The organism is Streptomyces sp. NPDC002698, assembly GCF_042888945.1.
Taxonomy (GTDB): domain Bacteria; phylum Actinomycetota; class Actinomycetes; order Streptomycetales; family Streptomycetaceae; genus Streptomyces.
In genome coordinates, this window is the sequence record NZ_JBIAQM010000035.1 from 61,097 (window position 1) to 82,755 (window position 21,659).

Sequence of the window (21,659 nt, forward strand, 5' to 3'; positions counted from 1 at the left end):
GGCTCCGACCGGAAGTTCCCGGTCGGAGCCCACCCTTTCGCCTGGTGTGCCGCGCCGCTAGGCGGCCTTCGCCTTGGTGGCGTACATGTCGACGTACTCCTGGCCGGAGAGCCGCATGACCTCGGTCATCACGGAGTCGGTGACGGCGCGCAGCACGTACCGGTCGCGGTCCATGCCCTCGTAGCGGGAGAACTCCATGGCCGGCCCGAAGCGCACGGTGACCTTGCCCGGGCGCGGCATGCCCGCGCCGCCCGGCTGGAGCTTGTCCGTGCCGATCATCGCGAACGGGACGACGGGGGCGCCGGTCATCAGGGTGAGCCGGGCGATGCCGGTGCGGCCGCGGTACAGGCGGCCGTCGGGGGAGCGGGTGCCCTCGGGGTAGATGCCGAAGATCTTGCCCTCCTCCAGGACGCGGCGGCCGGTCATCAGCGCGGCCACACCGCCGTTGGCGCCGTCCCGGTCCACCGGGATCATGCCGACGCCGGTGAAGAACCACGCCATGAGCCGGCCCTTGAGGCCCTTGCCCGTGACGTACTCGTCCTTGCCGATGAAGAACACCTGGCGGTCGCAGACCAGCGGAAGGATCATCGAGTCGATGAACGTGAGGTGGTTGCCGGCCAGGATCACGGGACCCTTGCCGGGGATGTGCTCCACGCCTTCCACCCTTAGGCGGAACATCAGGCGCATGATCGTTCCGAGCACTGCCTTGATGAGCGCGAAGCGGGACAACGGGCCCTCCGGTGTCAAGGGGTCGGTATGGAGTCTGTGCAGGTGAGGACGATACTCGCGGTTCCCGGTCGATTGCACATCGGGTTCATCGACCGGATACGCACTGTTGACCTATGTTTACCTGCGGTTGTGCGCCTGCGGGCGGCGGACACGGGGCCGGTCCGGTGTGACGGACATCGCGCGCGGGTACCGGCGAACGGGTGAGCGCCCGGCGGAGGTCCGTACGCCCCCTCCGCCTCACGCCTACCCGCGACCGCCCGGCCGATGCCGACGGACCGTCATGTTCCGCATCCCGCGGGGGATCCGAGGTCACCCACTGTTCCGCCGCGGGCCTCCCTCCCGTCACGCGGGGACACCTACGATCGTCCCGCTTCGACAGGCAGGCACCTACGGCGGGAGGAGCGCTCATGCGGGCGCAGGAGTCGAACGGTCAGGAGCGGGGCACGGCGCGGCGGACGCTGCTGGGAGCCGCGGTGCTCGGGGCGGGCGGAGCGGCCCTCGGCCTGCCCGGCACCGCGAGCGCGGACGAACGCCACGGAGGCGGCGGCTACCGGCGTCTGCCCAGACCGACCGTCATCGGTCACCGCGGAGCCAGCGGCTACCGGCCGGAGCACACCTTCGGCTCGTACCAGCTCGCCCTCGACCTGGGAGCCGACGTCGTCGAGGCCGGCGACCTGGTGCCCACCAGGGACGGCCATCTCGTATGCCGTCACGAGCCGGAAATCGGCGGGACGACGGATGTCTCGGCGCACCCCGAGTTCGCCGGCCGCAAGACGACCAAGACGCTCGACGGGGTCCCCGTCACCGGCTGGTTCACCGAGGACTTCACCCTCGCCGAGCTGAAGACCCTGCGCGCCGTCGAGCGCATCCCCGCGAACCGCCCGCACAACACCCTCTACAACGGCCGCTGGGAGATCCCCACCTTCGAAGAGGTGCTCCGCTGGCAGGACAAGCAGACCCGTAAGCGCGGCAGGCAGGTCTGGATCTACCCCGAGACCAAGCACCCCACCTACTTCCGGGCCCTCGGCCTCGGCCTGGAGGAGCGGGTCGCGAAACTGCTGCGCAAGTACGGCAAGGACAAGAAGGACTCGCCGGTCATCCTCCAGTCCTTCGAGCCGAGCAGCATCCAGCGGCTGGACAAGCTCGTCGGCAACCCGCTCGTCGTCCTGCTCTCGGCCGCGAACACCCGCCCCTGGGACTTCGTCGCGGCGGGCGACCCCCGCACGGTCGCCGACCTCGTCACGCCCGCGGGCCTGAAGTGGATCGCCTCGTACGCGCAGGGCATCGGCCCCACGCTCGACCTGGTCATCCCGAAGGACGCGGCCGGCAACCTGACCACGCCGACCACGCTCGTCGCCGACGCGCACCGGGCGGGCCTCATCCTGCACCCGTACACCATGCGCAACGAGAACCCCTTCCTGCCCGCGAACTTCCGCAAGGGCACCGCCGCGGACGCCTACGGGGACCCCTTCGGCGCCTTCAAGGCCTACTTCGAGACGGGCATCGACGGCGTGTTCTCCGACAACGCGGACACCGCGGTGCTGGCCCGCGCGGACTTCCTCGGGCGATGAGGCCACGGCCCCGGTCCGCCGACGGACCGGGGCACGGAACGGGACGGATGCCCGCTCTCCGTCAACGGACGACCCCCTCACCCCGGATGGGGTGAGAAACGGCCGCCCCGGCAACCTCGTGCCGGGGCGGCCGCGTCGTGCCGCACATGACCCACGAGCTGGTTACCGCCCTGCGCCCGCTGCTGTCCGCCGAGGCGTCGGCGGAGGCCCGCGCCTCGGGCGCCGAGCCGGGCGACCTGGAACAGGCCGTCTGGCTGCGGCTGCTGGAACGCCTGGACACGACGGGACCTCCCGCCGACCCGCGGCGCTGGGTGCGCCGGGCCGTGCGCTCGGAGGCCCGCCGCAGCCGCCGCACGGCCCGCGTCGAGCAGCCCTACGCCACCGAGCCCGCGGACGACAGCGGTTCTGGCCCGGAGCAGCGGGCGATGGCCGCCGTCCGCCGTCGCGAGCTGCACGAGGCGGTACGCCGGCTGCCCGGCCGCTGCCCGGGCCTGATGGCCGCCCTGCTCTCTCCCAGGGACCTCACCTACCAGGAGATCGCAGGCGAGTTGGGTATCTCACAGGGCAGTCTTGGTCCGGAACGCTCCAGATGTCTTGGATGTCTTCGCCGATTGCTGACGCCGGAGGTTGCGGCCCGCTGACGACGGGGATAGGAGTGGGGGACGATCGGAACAGGTGAGCGGGAGGCATGCACACATGGGCATGAGCGTGACCATCTCGGCGGCGACCGAGCAGGATGCGGAATCGATCCTGAAGCTGCAGTACCTCTGCTATCAGAGCGAGGCCGAGCTGTACGGCGACTACGGCATCGAGCCGCTCACCCAGCCGCTCGACTCGCTCAGGGCGGAACTGGCGGGCGGCACCGTACTGGTGGCCCGGCTCGGCGACGAGGTGGTGGCCTCGGTGCGCGGCGCCGTCGACACCGACGGCACGGGCCGCATCAACAAGCTCATCGTGCACCCGCGCATGCAGCGGCACGGCCTGGGCGGACGTCTGCTCGACGCGATCGAGACCCGCCTCGGCGCAGAAGGGACGGCCAAGTCCTTCCAGCTGTTCACGGGCCACCGCAGCGAGCGCAACCTGCGCCTGTACCGCAAGCACGGCTACGCGCCCGTCTCGCAGGAGCGGGTGGGCGAGCGCATGACGCTGGTGACCCTGGCCAAGGGTGCCGACACCGGCGTGTACGCGACCAGCGCCTGAGCGCGGCCGGTTCGTCAGACGGCGGCGGTCGTACGCGCCTTGCGCAGCCAGTACATCGCCGACAGCGGCAGCAGGACCGGGATGAAGAGATAGCCCATGCCGTAGTCCGACCACACCGTGGCGTCGGGGAAGGCGGAGGGCTCGGCCAGCGTCCAGGTCCCGACGATCAGTACACCCGCGAGCTCGGCGGCGCAGCACACCAGCGCCGCCCTGCGCGCCGTCTCGCCGCCGCGCACGAGCGAGTACGTGATGAATCCGTAGACGAGACCGGCGGCCGCGGACAGCGAGTAGGCGAGCGGTGCCTTGTCGAACTGCGTGGAGATCTGCACGGCCGACCGTGAGACGGCGCCGACCACCATCACTCCGTACAGCCACACCAGCAGGATCCCGGGGCCGCCGATCAGCCGCGCGCGCTTCGTGCCGGCGGCCGGCTCCGGCGGCGTTCCGCCCTGCGCGCCCTGCACGTTCCGCTCGTCCCGAGGCACGGTCGTGTTCTCCTCCGCGGCCGTCATCTCAGCCTCCCCAGATGTCGTAGAGCCGGACTTGGAGCACGGCCAGCACGATGCCGCCGGCCGCCACCGTGACCGAACCCCAGCGGGTGCGCTCCGCCAGCGACATGAATCCCGCGGCGGGGACGCAGGCGAAGGCGCCGATCAGATACGCCACGAAGATCGTCGTGCCCTGTTCCGGCTTCTCGCCGCGTGCCAGCTGGACGACGCCGATCACCAGCTGGACCAGGACCAGCAGGCTCACCACGGCCATGCCGATGAAGTGCCAGTCCTTGGTGGGCTGATCGCGATGGGCGGCCCAGCCGCACCAGGCGGCGAGCGCGAGCGCGGCGACGGCCGTCGCGACCGTCAGGGCATCGAACATGCCGTGACCCTATTACGGGCCAAAAGACCTGATGCGCTCGCCCCCGGGCTCCCCCGTAGGGTCGAAGCCATGAAGATCCGCGCTGAAGCCCTCCTGTTCGACAACGACGGCACCCTCGTCTCGTCCCTCGAGTCGGTGAACCGCTGCTGGACCCTGTGGGCCGAGGAGTACGGGATCACCGCCGAGGACTTCGCGGCGATCGGCCTGCACGGCCGCCCCGCCGTCGAGATAGCCGCCGACCTGCTGCCCGCCGCTCTCGTCCCCGAGGCGCTCGCCCGTATCGAGCAGTTGGAGGTCGACGACGTGCCGGGCGGGGTCGAGGCGCTGCCCGGCACCCTCGCGCTGCTCGCCGGACTGCCCGCCGAGCGCTGGGCCGTCGTGACCTCGGCCACCCGCAGGCTCGCCGAAGCCCGGCTCGACGAGGTGGGGATCCGCCCCAAGACGATGGTCTGCGCCGACGACGTCACCCGGGGAAAGCCCGACCCCGAGCCCTATCTGCTGGCCGCCCGTGAACTGGGCGTCGACCCGGCCCGCTGCGTCGTCTTCGAGGACGCCCCCGCCGGGCTCCGGGCGGGCCGCGCCGCGGGCATGACCACCGTGGCGTTGGCCACAACGCACCAGGCCGGCGAACTCGACGCGGACCTCGTGGTCGAGGACCTCTCCGCCTTGTCCGTACTGGTGACGGACGAGGGAGTGGAGATCTCCGTCCGAGGCTGAAACCGATCCATCGCCGTCCACGGCTGTCCGCTATTCGGACAGCGGTGGCGGTCCCCGCCCCCCGGTCTGCTTTACTTCCTCCCATGACCACGACGAGCGACCGCATCCTTGCGACCGAGGCGACCATGACGCCCGGTGCTCGTTGTATGTGTCGAATGTGCGCCTGCTAGAGGGCCCCCGCACCACCGCCTGATCCCGCGCCCCGAAGCGGGACCGCCGCGCCCCGTGTCCGTACCGCGTACGTGACCGGGCTGCCCCGCGCACACGTTCTCCTTCCGGTTCCATCGCCATCGCGAGAACCGTGCCGCGTTCCGACCGAATGCACCCGTGCCCGGCGCACACCCACGCCCCGCACTCGACAGTGACGGAATTCCCCAGTGATCACGACAACGGGCCTCACCAAGGTCTACCGCTCGCGCGGCCGTGAAGTGACCGCCATCGACGGCGTCGATCTCCATGTCCGCGAAGGCGAGGTGTTCGGCGTCATCGGCCAGTCCGGTGCCGGCAAGTCCTCGCTCATCCGCTGCGTCAACCTCCTGGAGCGTCCCACCTCCGGCACGGTCACCGTCGACGGCCGGGACCTCACCGCACTCGCCGGGCGCGGCCCGCGCGCCGGCCGGGAACTGCGCCAGGCCCGCAGCCGGATCGGCATGGTCTTCCAGCACTTCAACCTGCTGTCCTCGCGGACCGTCCAGGAGAACGTCGAGCTGCCGCTCGAGATCCTCGGCCTCTCCAGGAGGGAGCGCAGGCACAAGGCCCTCCAACTCCTGGACCTGGTCGGCCTGTCCGACAAGGCGGGGTCCTACCCGGCCCAGCTCTCCGGCGGTCAGAAGCAGCGTGTCGGCATTGCCCGCGCGCTGGCCGGCGACCCGAAGGTGCTGCTCTCCGACGAGGCGACCAGCGCCCTCGACCCGGAGACCACCCGCTCCATCCTCCAGCTCCTGCGCGACCTGAACCGGCAGCTGGGTCTGACGGTCCTGCTCATCACCCACGAGATGGACGTCGTGAAGACGGTCTGCGACTCGGCGGCGCTGATGGAGAACGGCCGCATCGTCGAGTCCGGCACCGTCAGCGAACTCCTCGCGACGCCCGGCTCCGAACTGGCCTCCGCGCTCTTCCCGGTCAGCGGCACCGCCTCCGGCGACGACCGCACGGTCATCGACGTCACCTTCCACGGCGATTCGGCCACCCAGCCGGTCATCTCGCAGCTCTCGCGCACCTACAACATCGACATCTCGATCCTCGGGGCCGCGATGGACACCGTCGCGGGCAGGCAGGTCGGCCGGATGCGCATCGAACTGCCCGGCCGCTACGAGGAGAACGTCGTGCCGATCGGGTTCCTGCGCGAGCAGGGCCTGCAGATCGAGATCCAGGGGCAGCAGCCCGAGCTGGTCAAGGAAGGTGCCAAGTGAGCTGGTCCGAGATGCAGCCGCTGCTGTCCGAGGAGTGTTGGAACACGCTCTACATGGTCGGCTGGTCCACCCTCATCGCGATCGTCGGCGGCCTGCCGCTCGGCGTCCTGCTGGTGCTGACGGACCGCGGGGGCCTGTTGCAGAACGTCGTCGCCAACAAGGTCGTCGGGCAGGTCGTGAACATCGCCCGCTCGATGCCGTTCATCATCCTGATGGTCGCGCTGATGACCTTCACCCGGTGGATCACCGGCACGACCATCGGCCGCGAGGCCGCCATCGTGCCGCTCGCCATCGGCGCGATCCCGTTCTTCGCGCGTCTGGTCGAGACCGCCGTCCGCGAGGTGGACGGCGGGCTCGTCGAGGCCGTGCAGTCGATGGGCGGCAACACCTGGACCGTCGTCCGCAAGGTCCTCGTCCCCGAGTCGCTGCCGTCGCTGATCTCCTCGGCGACCACCACGGTCGTGGCCCTCATCGGCTACTCCGCGATGGCCGGCACCGTCGGCGCCGGCGGACTGGGCGATCTCGCCATCCGCTACGGCTACCAGCGCTTCGAGACCGAGCTGATGTGGATCATCGTCGCCATCCTCGCCGTGGTCATCTCGGCCATCCAGTTCGCCGGCGACTACGCGGCCCGCACCCTGGACCGCCGGAGCGGTCACTCGGGCCCCGCCCCGAGGCTGCGCCTGCTGAAGTCCGGCCGGCCCGTGACCACGGACGTCGGCGAGGCCGCCTGAAGAACCGCGGACCCGCACGTGGTCCCCGGCCCCACCCGCAGATTTCCCCGTCCACCCCATGACGGGGTCGCTTCACCTCTCAGGAAAGGCACTTTTCGTGCGTAACACTGCCAAGATCACCACTGCCGTCCTCGCCGCCGGAGCCCTCACCCTGGGACTCTCCGCCTGCGGCTCGGACAAGGACTCCACCGCCTCCGACACCAGCGGCCCGCTCATCGTCGCGGCCAGCCCGGTCCCCCACGCCGAGATCCTGAACTTCATCGAGAAGAACCTGGCGAAGAAGGCGGGACTCGACCTGGAGGTCAAGGAGTTCCAGGACTACATCGTGCCCAACACGGCGACCGAGGACGGCTCGGTGGACGCCAACTACTTCCAGAACCAGCCGTACCTCGACGACTTCAACAAGAAGCGCGGCACCCACATCGTGCCCGTCGTCACGGTGCACCTGGAGCCGCTCGGCCTCTACTCGCACAAGGTGAAGAGCGTCGACGCCCTGAAGAGCGGCGCGACCGTGGCGGTGCCGAACGACGCCGTGAACGAGGCGCGTGCCCTGAAGCTGCTCGCGTCCAAGGGACTCATCACCCTCAAGGACGGCGCCGGCAGCGAGGCGACCCCGCAGGACATCGCCAAGAACCCCAAGAACCTCAAGTTCAAGGAGGTCGAGGCGGCTCAGACCCCGCGCTCCCTGGACGACGTGGACGCCGCGGTGATCAACGGCAACTACGCCATATCCTCCGGCCTCAAGCCCGCCGAGGACGCCCTCGTCCTGGAGTCGGCGACGAACAACCCGTACGGCAACTTCCTCGCCGTCAAGAAGGGCAACGAGAACGACCCGCGCGTGAAGAAGCTCGCGAAGCTCCTCACCTCGCCCGAGGTCAAGAAGTTCATCGAGGACAAGTACGCCGGCTCCGTCATCCCGTCGTTCAAGTAGGCCCGCGTCCGGGCCGATCCGCCGTTCCCGGCCCGGCTCGTCACCGCACGGGGTCCACTCCATTACCCGGAGTGGACCCCGTTGTGCCGTTCAGTGGTTTCATGCTGCATGCTGGGCAGTTCAGCGGACCCGACGGTACATCAGGTCCGAAGTCCCCGACGGTTACGGAGCGTCGCATGACGAGCACCTTCCCCGACATCTCCATCAGCACGGAGCGGTTGGTCCTGCGTGCGCTCGACGAGGACGACGTGCCCGCGCTGACCGAGATGATGAACGACGAGATGGTGGCGGCCTGGACGTCGATCCCGCAGCCGTTCACCGAGGACGGCGCCCGCGACTGGATCACCGACTACGCGCCCACGGAACGCGCTCGGGGGCGCGGACTCGACCTCGCCGTCACCGAGTTCCTCACCCAGCGTCTGGTCGGCGTCATCCAGCTCGGCAAGACCAACTGGCGGGTCCGCTCCACCGAGCTGTCCTACATCATCGCCCCCTGGGCGCGCGGCGAGGGCTACGCCTCCGAGGCCGCGCTCGCCACCGGCCGATGGCTCTTCCGCGACCAGAAGTTCGAGCGCGTGGAACTGCGCACGGCCGCGGGCAACACCGCCTCGCAGCAGGTGGCCCAGAAGATCGGCTGCATCAGCGAGGGCGTGCTGCGCAACGCCTGCATAGCGCGCACCCGGACCGAGGAGGGCACCTGGGTCGACCTGCGCACCGACTTCATCGTGTGGAGCCTGCTGCCCGAGGACCTCGACGGAATGGACGGGCAGCGCCTCACCGACACGGGCCGCTACTCCTCTTTCAACGACTGGAACTGAGGGTCCCGGCCGACGCACGGCAGCCCGTGCGCGGGCCCGGACGAGCGGAAACCGCCACGGCGGGTCGTGTCCGGTCACGGCGAGTCGTATACGGTCGGGTCGGGTCACATGGGTGTACGGGAGTCATCTCGCCGGATCCCGGCCCCGGACACGCACCCGGACCCGTCGACCCGGCACGGCGGGACCGCTCCCCGCGCCACACCGGCCGCCACACCCCCGCAGGGCCGCACCGGGGTACCCTCACGAAGCCCGCCCGGGCTGCACCTGAGACCTGCGAAGACCTTCTGGAGACTGACGACGATGGCCGACCGGGTCACGGTGATCGGCTGGGACGGCTCGCCGCTGGCCGACGCGGCGCGCTCCGCCCTCGGTGCCGCCACGCTGGTGGCCGGCGCGGCCCACCATCTCGAACTCCCCGAAGTGCCCGAGAACGCCGAACGCGTCCGGCTGGGCAGCGTCGGCCTCGCCGCCCGCCGTATCGCGGGCCACCGGGGCACCGCCGTCGTCCTCGCCGACGGGGACCCCGGATTCTTCGGCGTCGTACGCACCCTGCGCGCACCCGAGTTCGGCCTGGAGGTCGAAGTCGTGCCCGCCGTCTCCGCGGTGGCCGCCGCCTTCGCCCGCGCCGGAATGCCCTGGGACGACGCGCAAGTGGTCGTGGCACACAGTCGTACCCTGCGACGCGCGGTGAATGTATGCCGCGCCCATACCAAGGTCGCCGTCCTCACCTCGCCCGGCGCCGGCCCCGCCGAACTCGGGCTGCTGCTCGAAGGAGTTCACCGCTCCTTCGTCATCTGCGAGGAACTCGGCACCGCCCGGGAGCGGGTCACGATCCTCACCTCCGACAAGGCGGCCGACCACACCTGGCGCGACCCGAACGTCGTGATCGTCATCGGCGGCTTCGTGGCCGCGGCCGAGGGCGGCGGCTGGATCGCCGGACGGGAACCCGGCGCCGGGCCGCGCGGCTGGGCGCTGCCCGCGCGCGCGTACGGCGGCGCGCTCGGCGAGGGCGAGACGGATCTGCTGCGCGCCGCCCAGCTCGCCCGGCTGGGACCGCGCGTCGGCGACCTCGTCTGGGACATCGGCTGCGGCAGCGGCGCCTTCGCCACCGAGGCGGCCCGCACCGGTGCCGCCGTCATCGCGGTCGACCGCAGTCCGGGCTCCTGCGCCCGCACCGAGCACTCGGCCCGCCGCTACGGCGTGCAGATGCAGATCGTGCACGGCAGTGCCCCGCACGTCCTCGAAGACCTGCCCGAACCCGATGTCGTGCGGGTCGGAGGCGGGGGAGCGGCGGTCGTCTCCGCGGTCGCGGACCGCCGTCCCCAGCGCATCGTCGCGGACGCCGCGACCCGTGACGCCGCCGAACTCATCGGCCGCGATCTGACCGAACACGGCTATGACGTCGAGTGCGCTCTCATTCAGTCCGTCGAACTCGATACACGGGCCTGGACGGAGAAGGAGCGGAGCGTCGCGTTCCTGCTCAGCGGCCGTCTGCCGGATCGCGCCCCGTGATCCTGTTGTCGTACTGCGCGCGGTAGGCTGGCCGATCGTTGTACCGCTCCCGGGGGTCGGCCTTTCGTAGGTCAATGTCCGGAAAACCCGCCCGTTTTGAGGCGTGTGTGGTACGGCAGAACCGGAGGACGCGCAACGTGGCGCAGTCCACAGCGGCCACTCGCGGATCACGCTGTCGCGAGGGCGGGATGACCGGGACAATGCCTGTTAATGGCTTTGTCGCCTTTGTTGGCCGGTCGTACGTGCCGCTGGGCACGCACGCTCGTTCTTCACTGTGGGGCGGTCGGTGCGCCGTTCCCGGCGAGCTGGACTTTGGAGCACTAACCGATGGGCGAGGGGTACGCATGACCGACACCGGCCAGGTCCCGGGCGAGGGATTGCCGGAGAACGCAGGCATGGTGGAGCAGCCGGGCGTCACCGCGCCGGGCGCGTACACCTACCTCGACTCCTCCGAGAGCTCTGTCGAGGAGGACGACCTCCTTCTCCTGCCGGGCGCGCCCGGTGCCCAAGGTGCCTGGGGCAACGAGGTGCCGCCGCCGGCCCCGATGCCCTTCACGGACGAACCCGGCCCGCACGAGACGGACGGACGCGACACCGGCGCGATCGACCTCGGCGCCGTCCGCGCGCCGAGCCCGGCGCCCCTGCCCCAGCCGGTTCCGCAGCCCGTGACGCCGCGCCGCCCGCTGCACCTGGGCCCGCCCACGCCGGACGGTTCCTCCAGCCCGGTGCGCTCGCTGGCCGACCGCGGACCCGCGGGCGCCCGCCCGAGCTCCATGGCCACCCCGGTCACCCCGCTGCGCCACGCCGGCCTGGCGAGCGCCGGCCCCGAGTACCTGGACGTGCCGCAGGCCGGCGACGACGCCCTGCAGCAGAGCGCGGCGGTGTGGGGGACCGTGCCGGCGGGCGGCGAGGCCGCGGCCACGGTCGTCCCCGAGGCGGCACAGCTGCCCGGGTCCGCGGTGATGACGGAACCCGCACCGGGTGCCGAGGCACCGCAGGCCGCGGAGGCCGAGCAGACGCCCGGCCTCGTGCCCGCGCCCTTCGTCCAGGACCCGGCCCCGGCGTTCGACGCCGTCCAGACGCCGGTACCGGGAGCCGACGGGATGTCGCTCGACCTCCACGACCCGGTGGACGGCACCCCGGCTCCCGAGGCGGTGCCCGCGGCGGACGGCTCGGCCGCCCCGCGGATTCCCGGAGCCCCGCAGTTCCAGGACGTCCCGGACGCCCTGGGCGTGCCGGACACCGCCGACGTCGGGGCACCGGCCCCGATCGAGGGGGAGAGCTCCGCCCACGAGGCCGTACCGGCGCAGATCACCGAGGACCCCGGACCTGCCGTGCCCGCGCAGCCGTTCGCCCCGGCCGAGGGTCTCGTGCCCGCCGAGGACCCCGCCGCCGCGCAGGTCCCGCCGCAGCTCGCCGGCCAGGACACCCACGGAGCCGGCCTGGCCGCACCCGGTGTCCAGGAGGCCGGGTTCGCGGAGCCCGCCATCCACCTCACGGAACCCGCCGTCCACCTCACGGAACCCGCCGTCCACCTCACGGAACCCGCTGTCCTCTTCGTGGACGAAGTCGCCCTGCCCGGCGCCGAGCAGCCCGCCGACGTACCGGCCCCGCACGTCTACGAGACCCCGGAGTCCGCCCTGTCGGCGCTCTCCGCGCGCTCGGCGGAAGCCTCGCAGGGCGGACAGGACATCGCTCCCGACGAGGTCCAGGTCCAGGTCCAGGGGCAGCGGCTGACCGGCCCGCCCGCCGTCGCCGAGAACGGCCCCGCCCTGTCCGAGGACGACGCCCTCGTCCAGGACGGCACCGCCCTGTCCGCGCCCGGCACCACCGAGGCCCCGTCCGCCGTACCGGCCGACGTGGCCGCGCAGGCCGAGGCCGCCCACGAGACCCCCGGCGACCCGCACCTCTCGGCCCTCGGCGACCAGTACCCCGAGAGCGCGCCGGACGCGGCGGGCGTCCCCGGATTCCCCGGCGCCCCCGTCGTACCCCAGGCCGACCGGAGCCTCGGCGGGTTCGTGCCCGTGGACGGCACGGTGCCCACGACCGCGCACCTCGCCCCGACCCCGCCGCACGGCATGACCATGCCTCCGGAGACCGCCGAGCAGCAGTCGTCGGCCCAGGAGCCCGCGGGGACCGTCCCGGCGCCGGCACCCCTCCCGGCGGAGGAGGACACCGCCGTGGCGCAGGCCGAGCCGGTCGCGCAGACGTCGGTGCCCGCACCCCGGGAAGCCGAGGCCGAGTTCGGGTCCGGGGCCGCCACCCCCGTTCCGCAGCCCCTCACCGCGGAGCCGGAACCCGTGGCCGCACAGCAAGCGGAGGACCTGCGCACCCAGGTCGCCGACCAGGAAGAGAGCACGGCCGTGGTGGAAGACGTACGCGAGTCCACCGGCCCGGCGGCCCCCGGCTACAACGACGCCGAACGCGAGGCCGTCCTGCGCGTGATCCGCGAGCGCCGTGACATCCGCAACGGCTTCCGCAGCGACCCGATCCCGCACGACGTGCTGCTGCGTGTCCTGGAGGCCGCGCACACCGCTCCGTCCGTCGGCCACTCCCAGCCCTGGGACTTCGTCGTCATCCGCTCCGCCGAAACCCGGCGCAGCATGCACGAACTCGCCCAGCGCCAGCGTGAGGCCTACGCCAAATCGCTTCCCAAGGGCCGTGCCAAGCAGTTCAAGGAACTGAAGATCGAGGCCATCCTCGACACCCCGGTCAACATCCTCGTCACCGCCGATCCGACCCGGGGCGGCCGGCACACCCTGGGCCGGCACACCCAGCCGCAGATGGCGCCGTACTCCTCCGCCCTCGCGGTCGAGAACCTGTGGCTCGCGGCCCGCGCCGAGGGCCTCGGCGTCGGCTGGGTCAGCTTCTTCGACGAGCGTGAGATGGTCCGCGCGCTGGGCCTGCCCGAGCACCTCGAAGCGGTGGCCTACCTCTGTGTCGGATACGTGGACGAGTTCCCCGACGAGCCCGAGCTGATGCAGGCCGGCTGGTCCAAGCGCCGCCCCCTGTCGTGGGTCGTGCACGAGGAGACGTACGGCCGCCGTGCCCTGCCCGGCGAGGAGCCGCACGACCTGCTCGCCGAGACGGTCTCCAACATCCGCCCCCTGGACGCGAAGGCGCTGGGCGAGGCCTGGGAGCGCCAGAAGCGGATGACCAAGCCCGCGGGCGCCCTCGGCATGCTGGAGATCATCTCCGCGCAGTTGTCGGGCCTGTCCCGGATGTGCCCGCCGCCGATCCCGGAGCCGGCCGCCGTCGCGATCTTCGCCGGCGACCACGGTGTCCACGCGCAGGGCGTCACCCCCTGGCCGCAGGAGGTCACCGGCCAGATGGTGGCCAACTTCCTCGGCGGCGGCGCGGTCTGCAACGCCTTCGCCAACCAGGTGGGCGCCGAGGTCTGTGTCGTCGACGTGGGCGTCGCCTCCGACCTGCCGGCCACGCCGGGTCTGCTGCCGCGCAAGGTCCGCGCGGGCACCGCCGACATGACCACGGGTCCCGCCATGACCCGGGAAGAGGTCGTCGCCGCGCTGGAGGTGGGCATCGAGACGGCCCGCGACCTGGTGGCCGCGGGCAACAAGGCGCTGCTGACCGGCGAGATGGGCATCGCCAACACGACCGCGTCGGCGGCCCTGATCTCGGTCTTCACGGGGGCCGACCCGGCCGAGGTGACGGGCCGCGGCACGGGCATCAACGACGAGACCCTGGCCCGCAAGACCGAGGTCGTGCGCCGGGCCATCGACTTCCACCAGCCGGACCCGGCGGACCCGATCGGCGTCCTCGCGGCGATCGGCGGCCTGGAACACGCCGCCATGGTCGGCCTCCTCCTCGGCGGCGCGTCCCTGCGTACGCCGGTGATCCTGGACGGCGTCAGCGCGGGTGCCGCCGCGCTGGTGGCCCGCGCCATCGCCCCCGAGGTCCTGGCCGCCTGCATCGCGGGCCACCGCAGCGCCGAGCCCGGTCACGTGGCCGCTCTGAACAAGCTGGGCCTGCGCCCCCTGATCGACCTCGACCTGCGCCTGGGCGAGGGCACCGGCGCCCTGCTGGCCCTGCCGATCGTGCAGAGCGCGGCGCGCGCGATGCACGAGGTCGCGACGTTCGACTCGGCCGGGGTGACCGAGAAGTAGGCCCCCGGCTCCGGCGGGGTGGGCAGGAGTCCCGAGCTGCCCGCCCGGCCCCGCCGTACTCTGGACCTCCACCGAAGAACCCCACGTCAGGGCCGCTCCAAAGCCGCAGCGCGCCCGCCCGTACCGCCTGCCCGTACGAGGAGCCGCACCTCCATGGCCGAACACCCCGCCTACCCCGTGGGCCTCCGTCTCTCCGGCCGTCGTGTCGTCGTCCTCGGCGGTGGCCAGGTGGCCCAGCGCCGGCTTCCCGCGCTCATCGCGGCGGGCGCGGACATCCACCTCGTGTCACCGCAGGCGACCCCGTCCGTCGAGGCCATGGCCGACGCGGGCGAGATCACCTGGACCAGGCGTCCGTACGAGGAGGGCGACCTCGCCGACGCCTGGTACGCGCTGATCGCCACCAGCGACCCGCTGGCCGCCGCCGAGGCGTCGGCCGAGGCGGAGCGCCACCGCGTCTGGTGCGTCCGCTCCGACGACGCCGACGCGGCGACCGCGTGGACCCCGGCCACCGGTCACAGCGAGGGCGTGACCGTCGCCGTCCTCACCACCGACGCCAAGGGCCGCGACCCCCGTCACACGGCCGCGATCCGCGACGCCGTCGTCGAGGGGCTGCGGGACGGCACGCTCGTCGCACCGCACCACCGCACCCGTACCGCCGGAGTGGCCCTGGTCGGCGGAGGTCCCGGCGACCCCGACCTGATCACGGTCCGCGGACGCCGGCTGCTCGCCGAGGCCGACGTGGTCATCGCCGACCGCCTCGGACCCCGCGACCTGCTCGCCGAACTCCCGCCGCACGTCGAGGTGATCGACGCGGCGAAGATCCCGTACGGCCGGTTCATGGCCCAGGAGGCCATCAACAACGCGCTCATCGAGCACGCCAAGCAGGGCAAGGCCGTCGTCCGGCTGAAGGGCGGCGACCCGTTCGTCTTCGGCCGTGGCATGGAAGAGGCCCAGGCGCTCGCCGAGGCGGGCATCGCCTGCACGATCGTCCCCGGCATCTCCAGCTCCATCTCGGTGCCGGGAGCCGCGGGCATCCCGGTCACCCACCGGGGCGTCGCGCACGAGTTCACCGTGGTCAGCGGTCATGTGGCCCCCGACGACGAGCGCTCCCTCGTCGACTGGCCCGCTCTCGCCAAGCTGCGCGGCACCCTCGTCGTCCTCATGGGCGTCGACAAGATCGGCAGGATCGCCGACACGCTCGTGGCGCACGGCAAACCGGCCGACACCCCCGTCGCCCTCGTCCAGGAGGGCACGACCGCGGCGCAGCGCCGTGTCGACGCCACCCTGGCCACCGTCGCCGACACCGTCCGCACCGAGGACGTGCGGCCGCCCGCGGTCATCGTCATCGGCGAGGTCGTGGGCGTCGGCTCCGGACTTCCCGAGTAACCCCGGGTAACCCAACCTGTTCCCAGCCGTTGGCACCGCACCCAGGACAAGGCAGTATCACCCTGTGGCCGATCTCATCACCGTCGAGAACCCCGACGACCCGCGTCTGCGCGACTACACGGGCCTGACCGACGTGGAACTGCGCCGCAAGCGCGAACCCGCCGAGGGCCTGTTCATCGCCGAGGGCGAGAAGGTCATCAGACGGGCCAAGGACGCCGGCTACGAGATGCGCTCGATGCTGCTGTCCGCCAAGTGGGTCGACGTCATGCGCGACGTCATCGACGAACTCCCGGCACCCGTCTACGCGGTCACCCCCGAGCTCGCCGAGCAGGTCACCGGCTATCACGTGCACCGGGGAGCGCTCGCCTCGATGCAGCGCAAGCCGCTGCCGACGGCGGAGGAACTGCTGCGGTCCGCGCGCCGGGTCGTCGTCATGGAGTCGGTCAACGACCACACCAACATCGGTGCCATCTTCCGGTCCGCCGCCGCCCTCGGCATGGACGCCGTGCTGCTCTCCCCGGACTGCGCGGACCCCCTCTACCGCCGCTCGGTGAAGGTCTCGATGGGCGCGGTGTTCTCGGTCCCGTACGCCCGTCTCGACACCTGGCCCAAGGGGCTGGACTCGGTGCGCGAAGCCGGGTTCAACCTGCTCGCCCTCACCCCGGACGAGAAGGCGAGGTCCCTCGACGAGGTCGCCCCGCACACGATGGAGCGGGTCGCGCTGATGCTCGGCGCGGAGGGCGACGGGCTGTCCACCCGGGCCCTGATGGCGGCCGACGAATGGGTCCGCATCCCGATGGCCCACGGCGTCGACTCCCTGAACGTCGGCGCGGCGGCCGCGGTCGCCTTCTACGCGGTGGCGACGGGCCGTCCCGCGAGCTGAGGGCCGCGCGGCACTAACCGTCCGATCGGCGCGCGCTCCCGTACGGAGCGGTGATCGCGTCGCCCGCGGGCAGTCGCCCGGAGGCCGACTGTTCCTGGTGCACGCCGGTGCGCGGCCCGTCGTCGAGTCCGCGGGACGGCCCCTGGCACCCCTGCGCCGCCGCGATACCGAGCGCGACCAGCAGCGTCACCACCACGAACACGAAGAGCCGCTGGCGCAGCAGCCGCGGGTTGGCGGGCCGCCTGCCGGTGCCGGTGGTGCGCGGACCGGGCCGTCCGGCGCCGCTGCGGGGCGCGGGCCTGTTCCCGGTGCGGCCGGTGTTACGGGCGGGCGCCGGACGCGAACCCGACCGCGATCCGCCGTTCGTCCCGCCGGTGCGCGGCGGGGGAGTGGTCCCCGGCCGCCGCTGGGTGCGCTGCTCGGCGTACTGCTCGGCCAGGCGTCCCGTCGGCCGGTCCGGATCCGAACGTGGCGCCGGCGGCCGCGTGTCCACCATGCCCTGGGCCTCGCGGGCCGCGATCTCCTTGAGCCGCAGGGACAGTTGGAGGGTGCTGGGCCGTTCCTCCGGGTCCTTCGCCAGACAGGCCCGGACGAGCGGCGCGAGCGCGTCCGGGACCCCGTGCAGATGCGGCTCCTCGTGCACCACCCGGTAGAGCATCACCTCGGAACTGCCCTGGCCGAAGGGTGAGTCCTGGGTCGCCGCGTACGCGAGCGTGGCCCCGAGCGCGAACACGTCCGTGGCCGGGGTGACGGCGACGCCGCGTACCTGCTCCGGCGCCAGGAAGCCCGGGGAGCCGACCGCCGTGCCGACGTGGGTGAGGGTGCTCGCCCCGGTCGCCCAGGCGATGCCGAAGTCGATGATCCGCGGCCCCTTCGGGGACAGCAGGATGTTGGACGGCTTGAGGTCACGGTGGACGACCCCGGCCTCGTGCACCGCGACCAGTCCCTCGGAGAGGGCGGCACCCACGGCGGCCACGTCGGCGGCCGACAGCGGCCCCTCCTCGGCGACCTTGTCGTGCAGGGAGGGACCGGGCACGTACTGGGTGGCGAACCACGGCCGGTCCGCCTCCAGGTCGGCGGCGACGAGCCGTGCCGTGCAGCCGCCCCTGATCCGCCGGGCCGCCGAGACCTCGCGCGCGAACCGGGAACGGAACTCCTGATCCTCCGCCAGATCAGGCCGGATCACCTTCAGCGCGACCCGCTGGCCGCGCCGGTCGGAGCCCAGGTAGACAACACCCATGCCCCCCGCGCCGAGCCGTCGGTGAAGCCTGAACGAGCCGACGACACGCGGGTCCTCGCGCCTCAGGCGCATCATCGCCATGTCCATCCCCGCTGCCCGGTCCGTTTGACGAGCCACAGCTTACGTTTTCGCGGCCGGGTGCGCGCAGAGGCCGCGCCCTCTCGTTCCGATCGATTGTCAGTGCCGGGTGGGAAACTTGAGAGGTGGTCAGGGAGCGTGCGAACAGCGCCTCTTTGGCCTGCCCTTGATCCCAACCATCCATTGCTGAAGGGGGATTGAGCCCGTGAGGGGTGACCGCGTGGAGATAGTCGTGGACGCAGGGGACACGACGCGTACGTACGAGGTGGTGGCGAGCAGGGCGGGCCGCCGGGTGGAGACGGCGGTGCGCCGAGGTGTCGTAGAAGTGAGCGAAGTCACTCGAAACGGAACAGTGGTACGGACCGCCCGCTTCATGGCGACTCGGGTGCTGGCGCTCGTCGAGCAGCCGGTTCCCCGGGAGGACAGCTCGGAACAGTAGGGCACATCGGACGTCCCCCTCCGGGAAGACCCTGAGACCTGGGTCCGCGTCTCCACCCACGGTAGTACTCGGCAGGTCATGGCTCATCCTCCGGGAGGCCCGGCAATCGGTACGAGGGCATGACGACCCGACGTCGTCGCGCGCCTAGATTTGAGGTCAAGCGGCGGGTGCAGCACTCGTCCCCCGAGGTCAGACACCCGCCGCTGCCAGGCACAACAGAATCTCGGTCAGGAGAGGGACCATGGCCCACATGGCACCGCGGACGGAGCTCCGCACGCAGGGACGCAAGGCGTTCACCGCCGCGTTCGGCACCCGCCAGGGTCAGCGCCACCCCTTGGTGGCGACAGCGATGGTCCTTCCCCTGGCGGCCCTGCTCGTGGTCGTCTTCGGCGGCTGGGACGCGGTGGTCACACAGGCGTCGTCCGTGGGCGTGATGCTGGGGCGCTGAGCGGCGCCCCAGGCCCGGAAGAGCGGTCCGGGCGGGGACATCCGGCCATGAAACCCCGTGGGGACGGGGGTGCGGCGGACGGCAGGAAGATGCCCGCGCAGCTGGGGAGCTGCGCGGGCATCTCTTTGTGCCCGGCGCCCGGCGCTGGGCGGCTGGGCCCGGGCGAGGGTCCGCCGTGAGGCCGGGTGCCCCGCGGCGGACCCTCCGCTCATGGACTCGCCCGGTGCCGGGCCTGTGCGGCGAGCGGGTGCCCGGCCGGCCGGGGCTGGGCGCAGGGGTGGTTCGGCACCCGTCCCGGCCCCGGGAGATCCAGGGCAGGTGCGGCGGTGGTCGACCGGGGGCCGTGCTGTCGCGGCGCGGGTGCCGGCTGCCGGGTGTCGGCCTCGGGTGCGTACCCTCGCCGGCAGGCGTCCTGACCGGCAGGCGCCCTCGGTGTCAGGGTCGTACCGGCACGTCGTCCAGCTCGGGGGGATCCGTGACCGTACCCAGTCTGGTGTCCGCGCTCGCCGCCGTGGCGCGCGGCGCGGTCCACCCGGTGGCGGCCGCGCCCGGCCCCCGCGGAGCCTGCTCCTGCGGCGCCGAGGACACACTCCTCGCGGACCGCGACGACGGCACCGTGGTCCGTCACGGCGGCATCGTCGCCAAGGCCCACGCCCCGGACACGGAACCCCACGCGCTCGCCCGCCGGGTCGCTGCGGCCACGCGCCTCCCCGGCATCCTCCTGCCGCCGTCGGACCCGGCCCCGGCCGAGCTCCTCGGCCGCAGGGTGACCCTCTGGCCGTACGGCGCTCCCGTCGATCCCGACACCCCGGAGGCGGCCCCCTGGGAGGCGGCGGCGACCCTGCTGGCCCGGCTGCACCGGGCTCCCGCCCCGGACGGGCTGCCGCCCATGCGGGGGCCAGTCAAGGCCGCCCGGGCGATGGCCCGGATGCGCGCGGCCGGCCCGCACCCGGCCGCCGCCCCGGTCCTGCGGGCCTGGGCCGCCCTGCCCGGCTGGGCGCGGGCCGAGGCCCCCATGCCGGACGCCACGACCCTGTGCCACGGCGACCTGCACCTCGGCCAGCTCGTACGCCACCCCGCGCCGGACGGTCCCTGGCTCCTCATCGACGTCGACGACCTGGGCGTCGGCGCCCCGGCCTGGGACCTGGCCCGCCCCGCCGCCTGGTACGCCTGCGGGCTGCTGCCGTCCGACGAGTGGCTCCGCTTCCTGGCCGCCTACCGGGACGCCGGCGGCCCCGCCGTACCCGCCGAGGGCGATCCCTGGCCCGCCCTGGACGTCGCGGCCCGCGCCCTCACCGTGCAGACCGCGGCCCTCGCGGTCGCCAAATCCGCAGCCGCGGAAAGGCCGTTGGACGAGGTGCAGCAGGCCGTGGTCGAGGCCTGTGACCGAATGAGTGCCATCCCGCCCGAGTTGACCCGAGGTTTCGCGACGTAGGCTGCAACCGACCGAAGCCGGGCGGTGTCTGTCCTGGCGGAAGCAGTACCGACCGGCGAGGAGTTGAGCCGAGCATGCAGTGTCCGAAATGCCATGCGCCGATGCACACGTACAACCGCAATGGCGTCCAGATCGAGCAGTGCAGCGGCTGCCGAGGGATATTCCTCGACTACGGCGAGCTGGAGGCCCTGACCCGCGTGGAGTCGCAGTGGTCCCAGCCCGCGCCGCCGCCCCAGGGCGCCCCGCAGGCGTACCCGTCCGCTCCGGCTCCCGCGTGGGGCGCCCCGCAGCACGGCGGCGGTCACGGAGGCCACTACGGCGGTCATGGCGGCCACCACCGCCACAAGAGCTTCGGCCACATGCTCTTCTCGTCCTGAACCACCCGAAGGGGCCCCTCCCGAACGGAGGGGCCCCTTCGGCGTGTCCAGGCGCCCGTGGGCCGGGTCACAGGTCCGGCAGGCGGGCCGGGGCACGACGAAGCCCCCGGTCGTAGAGGCGACCGGGGGCTTGCTTGTGCGCGATACTGGGATTGAACCAGTGACCTCTTCCGTGTCAGGGAAGCGCTCTCCCGCTGAGCTAATCGCGCAGGTCACGCGACCGGAGCCGCGTTTGCTGCTGGTACTGCGTGCGCGATACTGGGATTGAACCAGTGACCTCTTCCGTGTCAGGGAAGCGCTCTCCCGCTGAGCTAATCGCGCGGGGATCCTTGCGGACCAGTGGACGATACTGGGATTGAACCAGTGACCTCTTCCGTGTCAGGGAAGCGCTCTCCCGCTGAGCTAATCGTCCTTGGAGGTGGAGACGGGATTTGAACCCGTGTAGACGGCTTTGCAGGCCGTTGCCTCGCCTCTCGGCCACTCCACCAGGAGTGCGGGTTCGGGAAGATCCCCCACTTCCTGCGAGCGGACGACCAGGTTCGAACTGGCGACCTCAACCTTGGCAAGGTTGCGCTCTACCAACTGAGCTACGTCCGCTTGTCGTTTCCGTTTCGCTTGCGCGTCCCGGCGACGAGTTGAACTCTAGCGGATTCCCGGGCCAGCACAAAAACGCGTTTGCGCAGCGTGCTGCGGTCTGTCCGCCCGGGGACATGGTCAGGGCACCCGCGGGACACCCGCCCTAGACTCGTCTG

Annotated in this window: 20 protein-coding genes and 5 tRNA genes; 16 read left to right on the top strand and 9 right to left on the bottom strand. The window is 72.2% G+C overall.

From position 1 onward, the window contains the following. Positions 1-57: 57 nt before the first annotated feature. Positions 58-747 carry a lysophospholipid acyltransferase family protein gene (locus tag ACFYW9_RS33295; protein WP_351862431.1) on the bottom strand — a complete coding sequence of 230 codons (690 nt, stop codon included), beginning with the start codon at positions 745-747 and terminating at the stop codon, positions 58-60. Between the two features lie 389 nt (positions 748-1,136). Between ACFYW9_RS33295 and ACFYW9_RS33300 the strand changes: the two genes are divergently transcribed. From ACFYW9_RS33300 to ACFYW9_RS33310, 3 genes are all read left to right on the top strand, one after another. Further along, the gene (locus ACFYW9_RS33300) at positions 1,137-2,300 is read left to right on the top strand and encodes a glycerophosphodiester phosphodiesterase (RefSeq protein WP_389158349.1); all 1,164 of its coding nucleotides are present in this window, start codon (positions 1,137-1,139) and stop codon (positions 2,298-2,300) included. Between the two features lie 146 nt (positions 2,301-2,446). Further along, a complete protein-coding gene (locus ACFYW9_RS33305) occupies positions 2,447-2,941 on the top strand; it encodes an RNA polymerase sigma factor (protein ID WP_389158352.1) in 495 nt (164 codons plus the stop codon). Between the two features lie 55 nt (positions 2,942-2,996). Next, a complete protein-coding gene (locus ACFYW9_RS33310; protein ID WP_328667800.1) occupies positions 2,997-3,500 on the top strand; it encodes a GNAT family N-acetyltransferase in 504 nt (167 codons plus the stop codon). A 14-nt stretch (positions 3,501-3,514) separates the two neighbouring features. On the opposite strand, the gene ACFYW9_RS33315 is transcribed toward ACFYW9_RS33310, so the two are convergent. Together ACFYW9_RS33315 and ACFYW9_RS33320 are read right to left on the bottom strand one after the other, a co-directional pair. After that, positions 3,515-4,012, bottom strand: coding sequence for a hypothetical protein (locus tag ACFYW9_RS33315; RefSeq protein WP_389158357.1), 498 nt, complete (start codon positions 4,010-4,012; stop codon positions 3,515-3,517). A gap of 1 nt (position 4,013) precedes the next feature. After that, entirely contained in the window at positions 4,014-4,373 is a 360-nt protein-coding gene (locus tag ACFYW9_RS33320) for a hypothetical protein (protein ID WP_389158360.1), read from the bottom strand. Positions 4,374-4,442: 69 nt separating this feature from the next. Here ACFYW9_RS33320 and ACFYW9_RS33325 point away from each other — a divergent pair, with 69 nt between their 5' ends. From ACFYW9_RS33325 to ACFYW9_RS33365, 9 genes are all read left to right on the top strand, one after another. Continuing rightward, a complete protein-coding gene (locus ACFYW9_RS33325) occupies positions 4,443-5,090 on the top strand; it encodes an HAD family hydrolase (RefSeq protein ID WP_389158363.1) in 648 nt (215 codons plus the stop codon). 377 nt (positions 5,091-5,467) lie between these two features. Continuing rightward, the gene (locus ACFYW9_RS33330) at positions 5,468-6,502 is read left to right on the top strand and encodes a methionine ABC transporter ATP-binding protein (RefSeq protein WP_389158366.1); all 1,035 of its coding nucleotides are present in this window, start codon (positions 5,468-5,470) and stop codon (positions 6,500-6,502) included. After that, positions 6,499-7,236, top strand: coding sequence for a methionine ABC transporter permease (locus tag ACFYW9_RS33335; protein WP_389158369.1), 738 nt, complete (start codon positions 6,499-6,501; stop codon positions 7,234-7,236). Before ACFYW9_RS33330 ends, ACFYW9_RS33335 begins: the two co-directional genes overlap by 4 nt. A 97-nt stretch (positions 7,237-7,333) precedes the next feature. Then, positions 7,334-8,167 carry a MetQ/NlpA family ABC transporter substrate-binding protein gene (locus tag ACFYW9_RS33340; RefSeq protein WP_351862443.1) on the top strand — a complete coding sequence of 278 codons (834 nt, stop codon included), beginning with the start codon at positions 7,334-7,336 and terminating at the stop codon, positions 8,165-8,167. Between the two features lie 176 nt (positions 8,168-8,343). Beyond that, positions 8,344-8,985 carry a GNAT family N-acetyltransferase gene (locus ACFYW9_RS33345; RefSeq protein ID WP_351862445.1) on the top strand — a complete coding sequence of 214 codons (642 nt, stop codon included), beginning with the start codon at positions 8,344-8,346 and terminating at the stop codon, positions 8,983-8,985. Positions 8,986-9,285: 300 nt separating this feature from the next. After that, on the top strand, positions 9,286-10,497 hold the full coding sequence (gene cbiE, locus ACFYW9_RS33350) for a precorrin-6y C5,15-methyltransferase (decarboxylating) subunit CbiE (protein ID WP_389158374.1): 1,212 nt from the start codon (positions 9,286-9,288) through the stop codon (positions 10,495-10,497). 344 nt (positions 10,498-10,841) lie between these two features. Then, positions 10,842-14,621 (top strand): nicotinate-nucleotide--dimethylbenzimidazole phosphoribosyltransferase, encoded by a 3,780-nt coding sequence (gene cobT, locus ACFYW9_RS33355; protein WP_389158377.1) that lies wholly within the window; start codon positions 10,842-10,844, stop codon positions 14,619-14,621. A gap of 153 nt (positions 14,622-14,774) precedes the next feature. Further along, a complete protein-coding gene (cobA, locus tag ACFYW9_RS33360; protein ID WP_389158380.1) occupies positions 14,775-16,007 on the top strand; it encodes a uroporphyrinogen-III C-methyltransferase in 1,233 nt (410 codons plus the stop codon). A 64-nt stretch (positions 16,008-16,071) separates the two neighbouring features. Then, entirely contained in the window at positions 16,072-16,890 is an 819-nt protein-coding gene (locus tag ACFYW9_RS33365) for an RNA methyltransferase (protein ID WP_351862450.1), read from the top strand. A 13-nt stretch (positions 16,891-16,903) separates the two neighbouring features. On the opposite strand, the gene ACFYW9_RS33370 is transcribed toward ACFYW9_RS33365, so the two are convergent. Next, the gene (locus ACFYW9_RS33370; protein WP_389158411.1) at positions 16,904-18,217 is read right to left on the bottom strand and encodes a serine/threonine-protein kinase; all 1,314 of its coding nucleotides are present in this window, start codon (positions 18,215-18,217) and stop codon (positions 16,904-16,906) included. Between the two features lie 196 nt (positions 18,218-18,413). On the opposite strand from ACFYW9_RS33370, the gene ACFYW9_RS33375 reads away from it, so the two are divergent. The 4 genes from ACFYW9_RS33375 (at position 18,414) to ACFYW9_RS33390 (ending at position 20,907) form a co-directional block, all read left to right on the top strand. Continuing rightward, positions 18,414-18,647 (top strand): hypothetical protein, encoded by a 234-nt coding sequence (locus ACFYW9_RS33375; protein ID WP_326788867.1) that lies wholly within the window; start codon positions 18,414-18,416, stop codon positions 18,645-18,647. A 241-nt stretch (positions 18,648-18,888) separates the two neighbouring features. After that, positions 18,889-19,095: a hypothetical protein gene (locus ACFYW9_RS33380; protein ID WP_328454440.1), complete on the top strand. Its 207-nt coding sequence runs from the start codon at positions 18,889-18,891 to the stop codon at positions 19,093-19,095. A gap of 475 nt (positions 19,096-19,570) precedes the next feature. Then, positions 19,571-20,530 carry an aminoglycoside phosphotransferase family protein gene (locus ACFYW9_RS33385; RefSeq protein WP_389158385.1) on the top strand — a complete coding sequence of 320 codons (960 nt, stop codon included), beginning with the start codon at positions 19,571-19,573 and terminating at the stop codon, positions 20,528-20,530. A gap of 74 nt (positions 20,531-20,604) precedes the next feature. Continuing rightward, positions 20,605-20,907, top strand: coding sequence for a zf-TFIIB domain-containing protein (locus ACFYW9_RS33390; RefSeq protein ID WP_351862453.1), 303 nt, complete (start codon positions 20,605-20,607; stop codon positions 20,905-20,907). 137 nt (positions 20,908-21,044) lie between these two features. Here ACFYW9_RS33390 and ACFYW9_RS33395 read toward each other — a convergent pair. From ACFYW9_RS33395 to ACFYW9_RS33415, 5 genes are all read right to left on the bottom strand, one after another. Further along, positions 21,045-21,116, bottom strand: a tRNA-Val gene (locus ACFYW9_RS33395). A gap of 40 nt (positions 21,117-21,156) precedes the next feature. Then, positions 21,157-21,228: transfer RNA gene (locus ACFYW9_RS33400), tRNA-Val, on the bottom strand. 19 nt (positions 21,229-21,247) lie between these two features. After that, positions 21,248-21,319, bottom strand: a tRNA-Val gene (locus ACFYW9_RS33405). Between the two features lies 1 nt (position 21,320). Then, positions 21,321-21,394, bottom strand: a tRNA-Cys gene (locus ACFYW9_RS33410). A gap of 37 nt (positions 21,395-21,431) precedes the next feature. Beyond that, positions 21,432-21,504: transfer RNA gene (locus tag ACFYW9_RS33415), tRNA-Gly, on the bottom strand. Positions 21,505-21,659 lie beyond the last annotated feature (155 nt).

Coding starts and splice junctions, on each gene's coding strand:
- ACFYW9_RS33310 (WP_328667800.1), top strand. CDS start 2,997: ATGGGCATGAGCGTGACCATCTCGGCGGCGACCGAGCAGGATGCGGAA.
- ACFYW9_RS33390 (WP_351862453.1), top strand. CDS start 20,605: ATGCAGTGTCCGAAATGCCATGCGCCGATGCACACGTACAACCGCAAT.
- ACFYW9_RS33305 (WP_389158352.1), top strand. CDS start 2,447: ATGACCCACGAGCTGGTTACCGCCCTGCGCCCGCTGCTGTCCGCCGAG.
- cbiE (WP_389158374.1), top strand. CDS start 9,286: ATGGCCGACCGGGTCACGGTGATCGGCTGGGACGGCTCGCCGCTGGCC.
- ACFYW9_RS33345 (WP_351862445.1), top strand. CDS start 8,344: ATGACGAGCACCTTCCCCGACATCTCCATCAGCACGGAGCGGTTGGTC.
- ACFYW9_RS33300 (WP_389158349.1), top strand. CDS start 1,137: ATGCGGGCGCAGGAGTCGAACGGTCAGGAGCGGGGCACGGCGCGGCGG.
- ACFYW9_RS33370 (WP_389158411.1), bottom strand. CDS start 18,217: ATGGACATGGCGATGATGCGCCTGAGGCGCGAGGACCCGCGTGTCGTC.
- ACFYW9_RS33380 (WP_328454440.1), top strand. CDS start 18,889: ATGGCCCACATGGCACCGCGGACGGAGCTCCGCACGCAGGGACGCAAG.
- ACFYW9_RS33315 (WP_389158357.1), bottom strand. CDS start 4,012: ATGACGGCCGCGGAGGAGAACACGACCGTGCCTCGGGACGAGCGGAAC.
- ACFYW9_RS33320 (WP_389158360.1), bottom strand. CDS start 4,373: ATGTTCGATGCCCTGACGGTCGCGACGGCCGTCGCCGCGCTCGCGCTC.
- cobT (WP_389158377.1), top strand. CDS start 10,842: ATGACCGACACCGGCCAGGTCCCGGGCGAGGGATTGCCGGAGAACGCA.
- ACFYW9_RS33325 (WP_389158363.1), top strand. CDS start 4,443: ATGAAGATCCGCGCTGAAGCCCTCCTGTTCGACAACGACGGCACCCTC.
- cobA (WP_389158380.1), top strand. CDS start 14,775: ATGGCCGAACACCCCGCCTACCCCGTGGGCCTCCGTCTCTCCGGCCGT.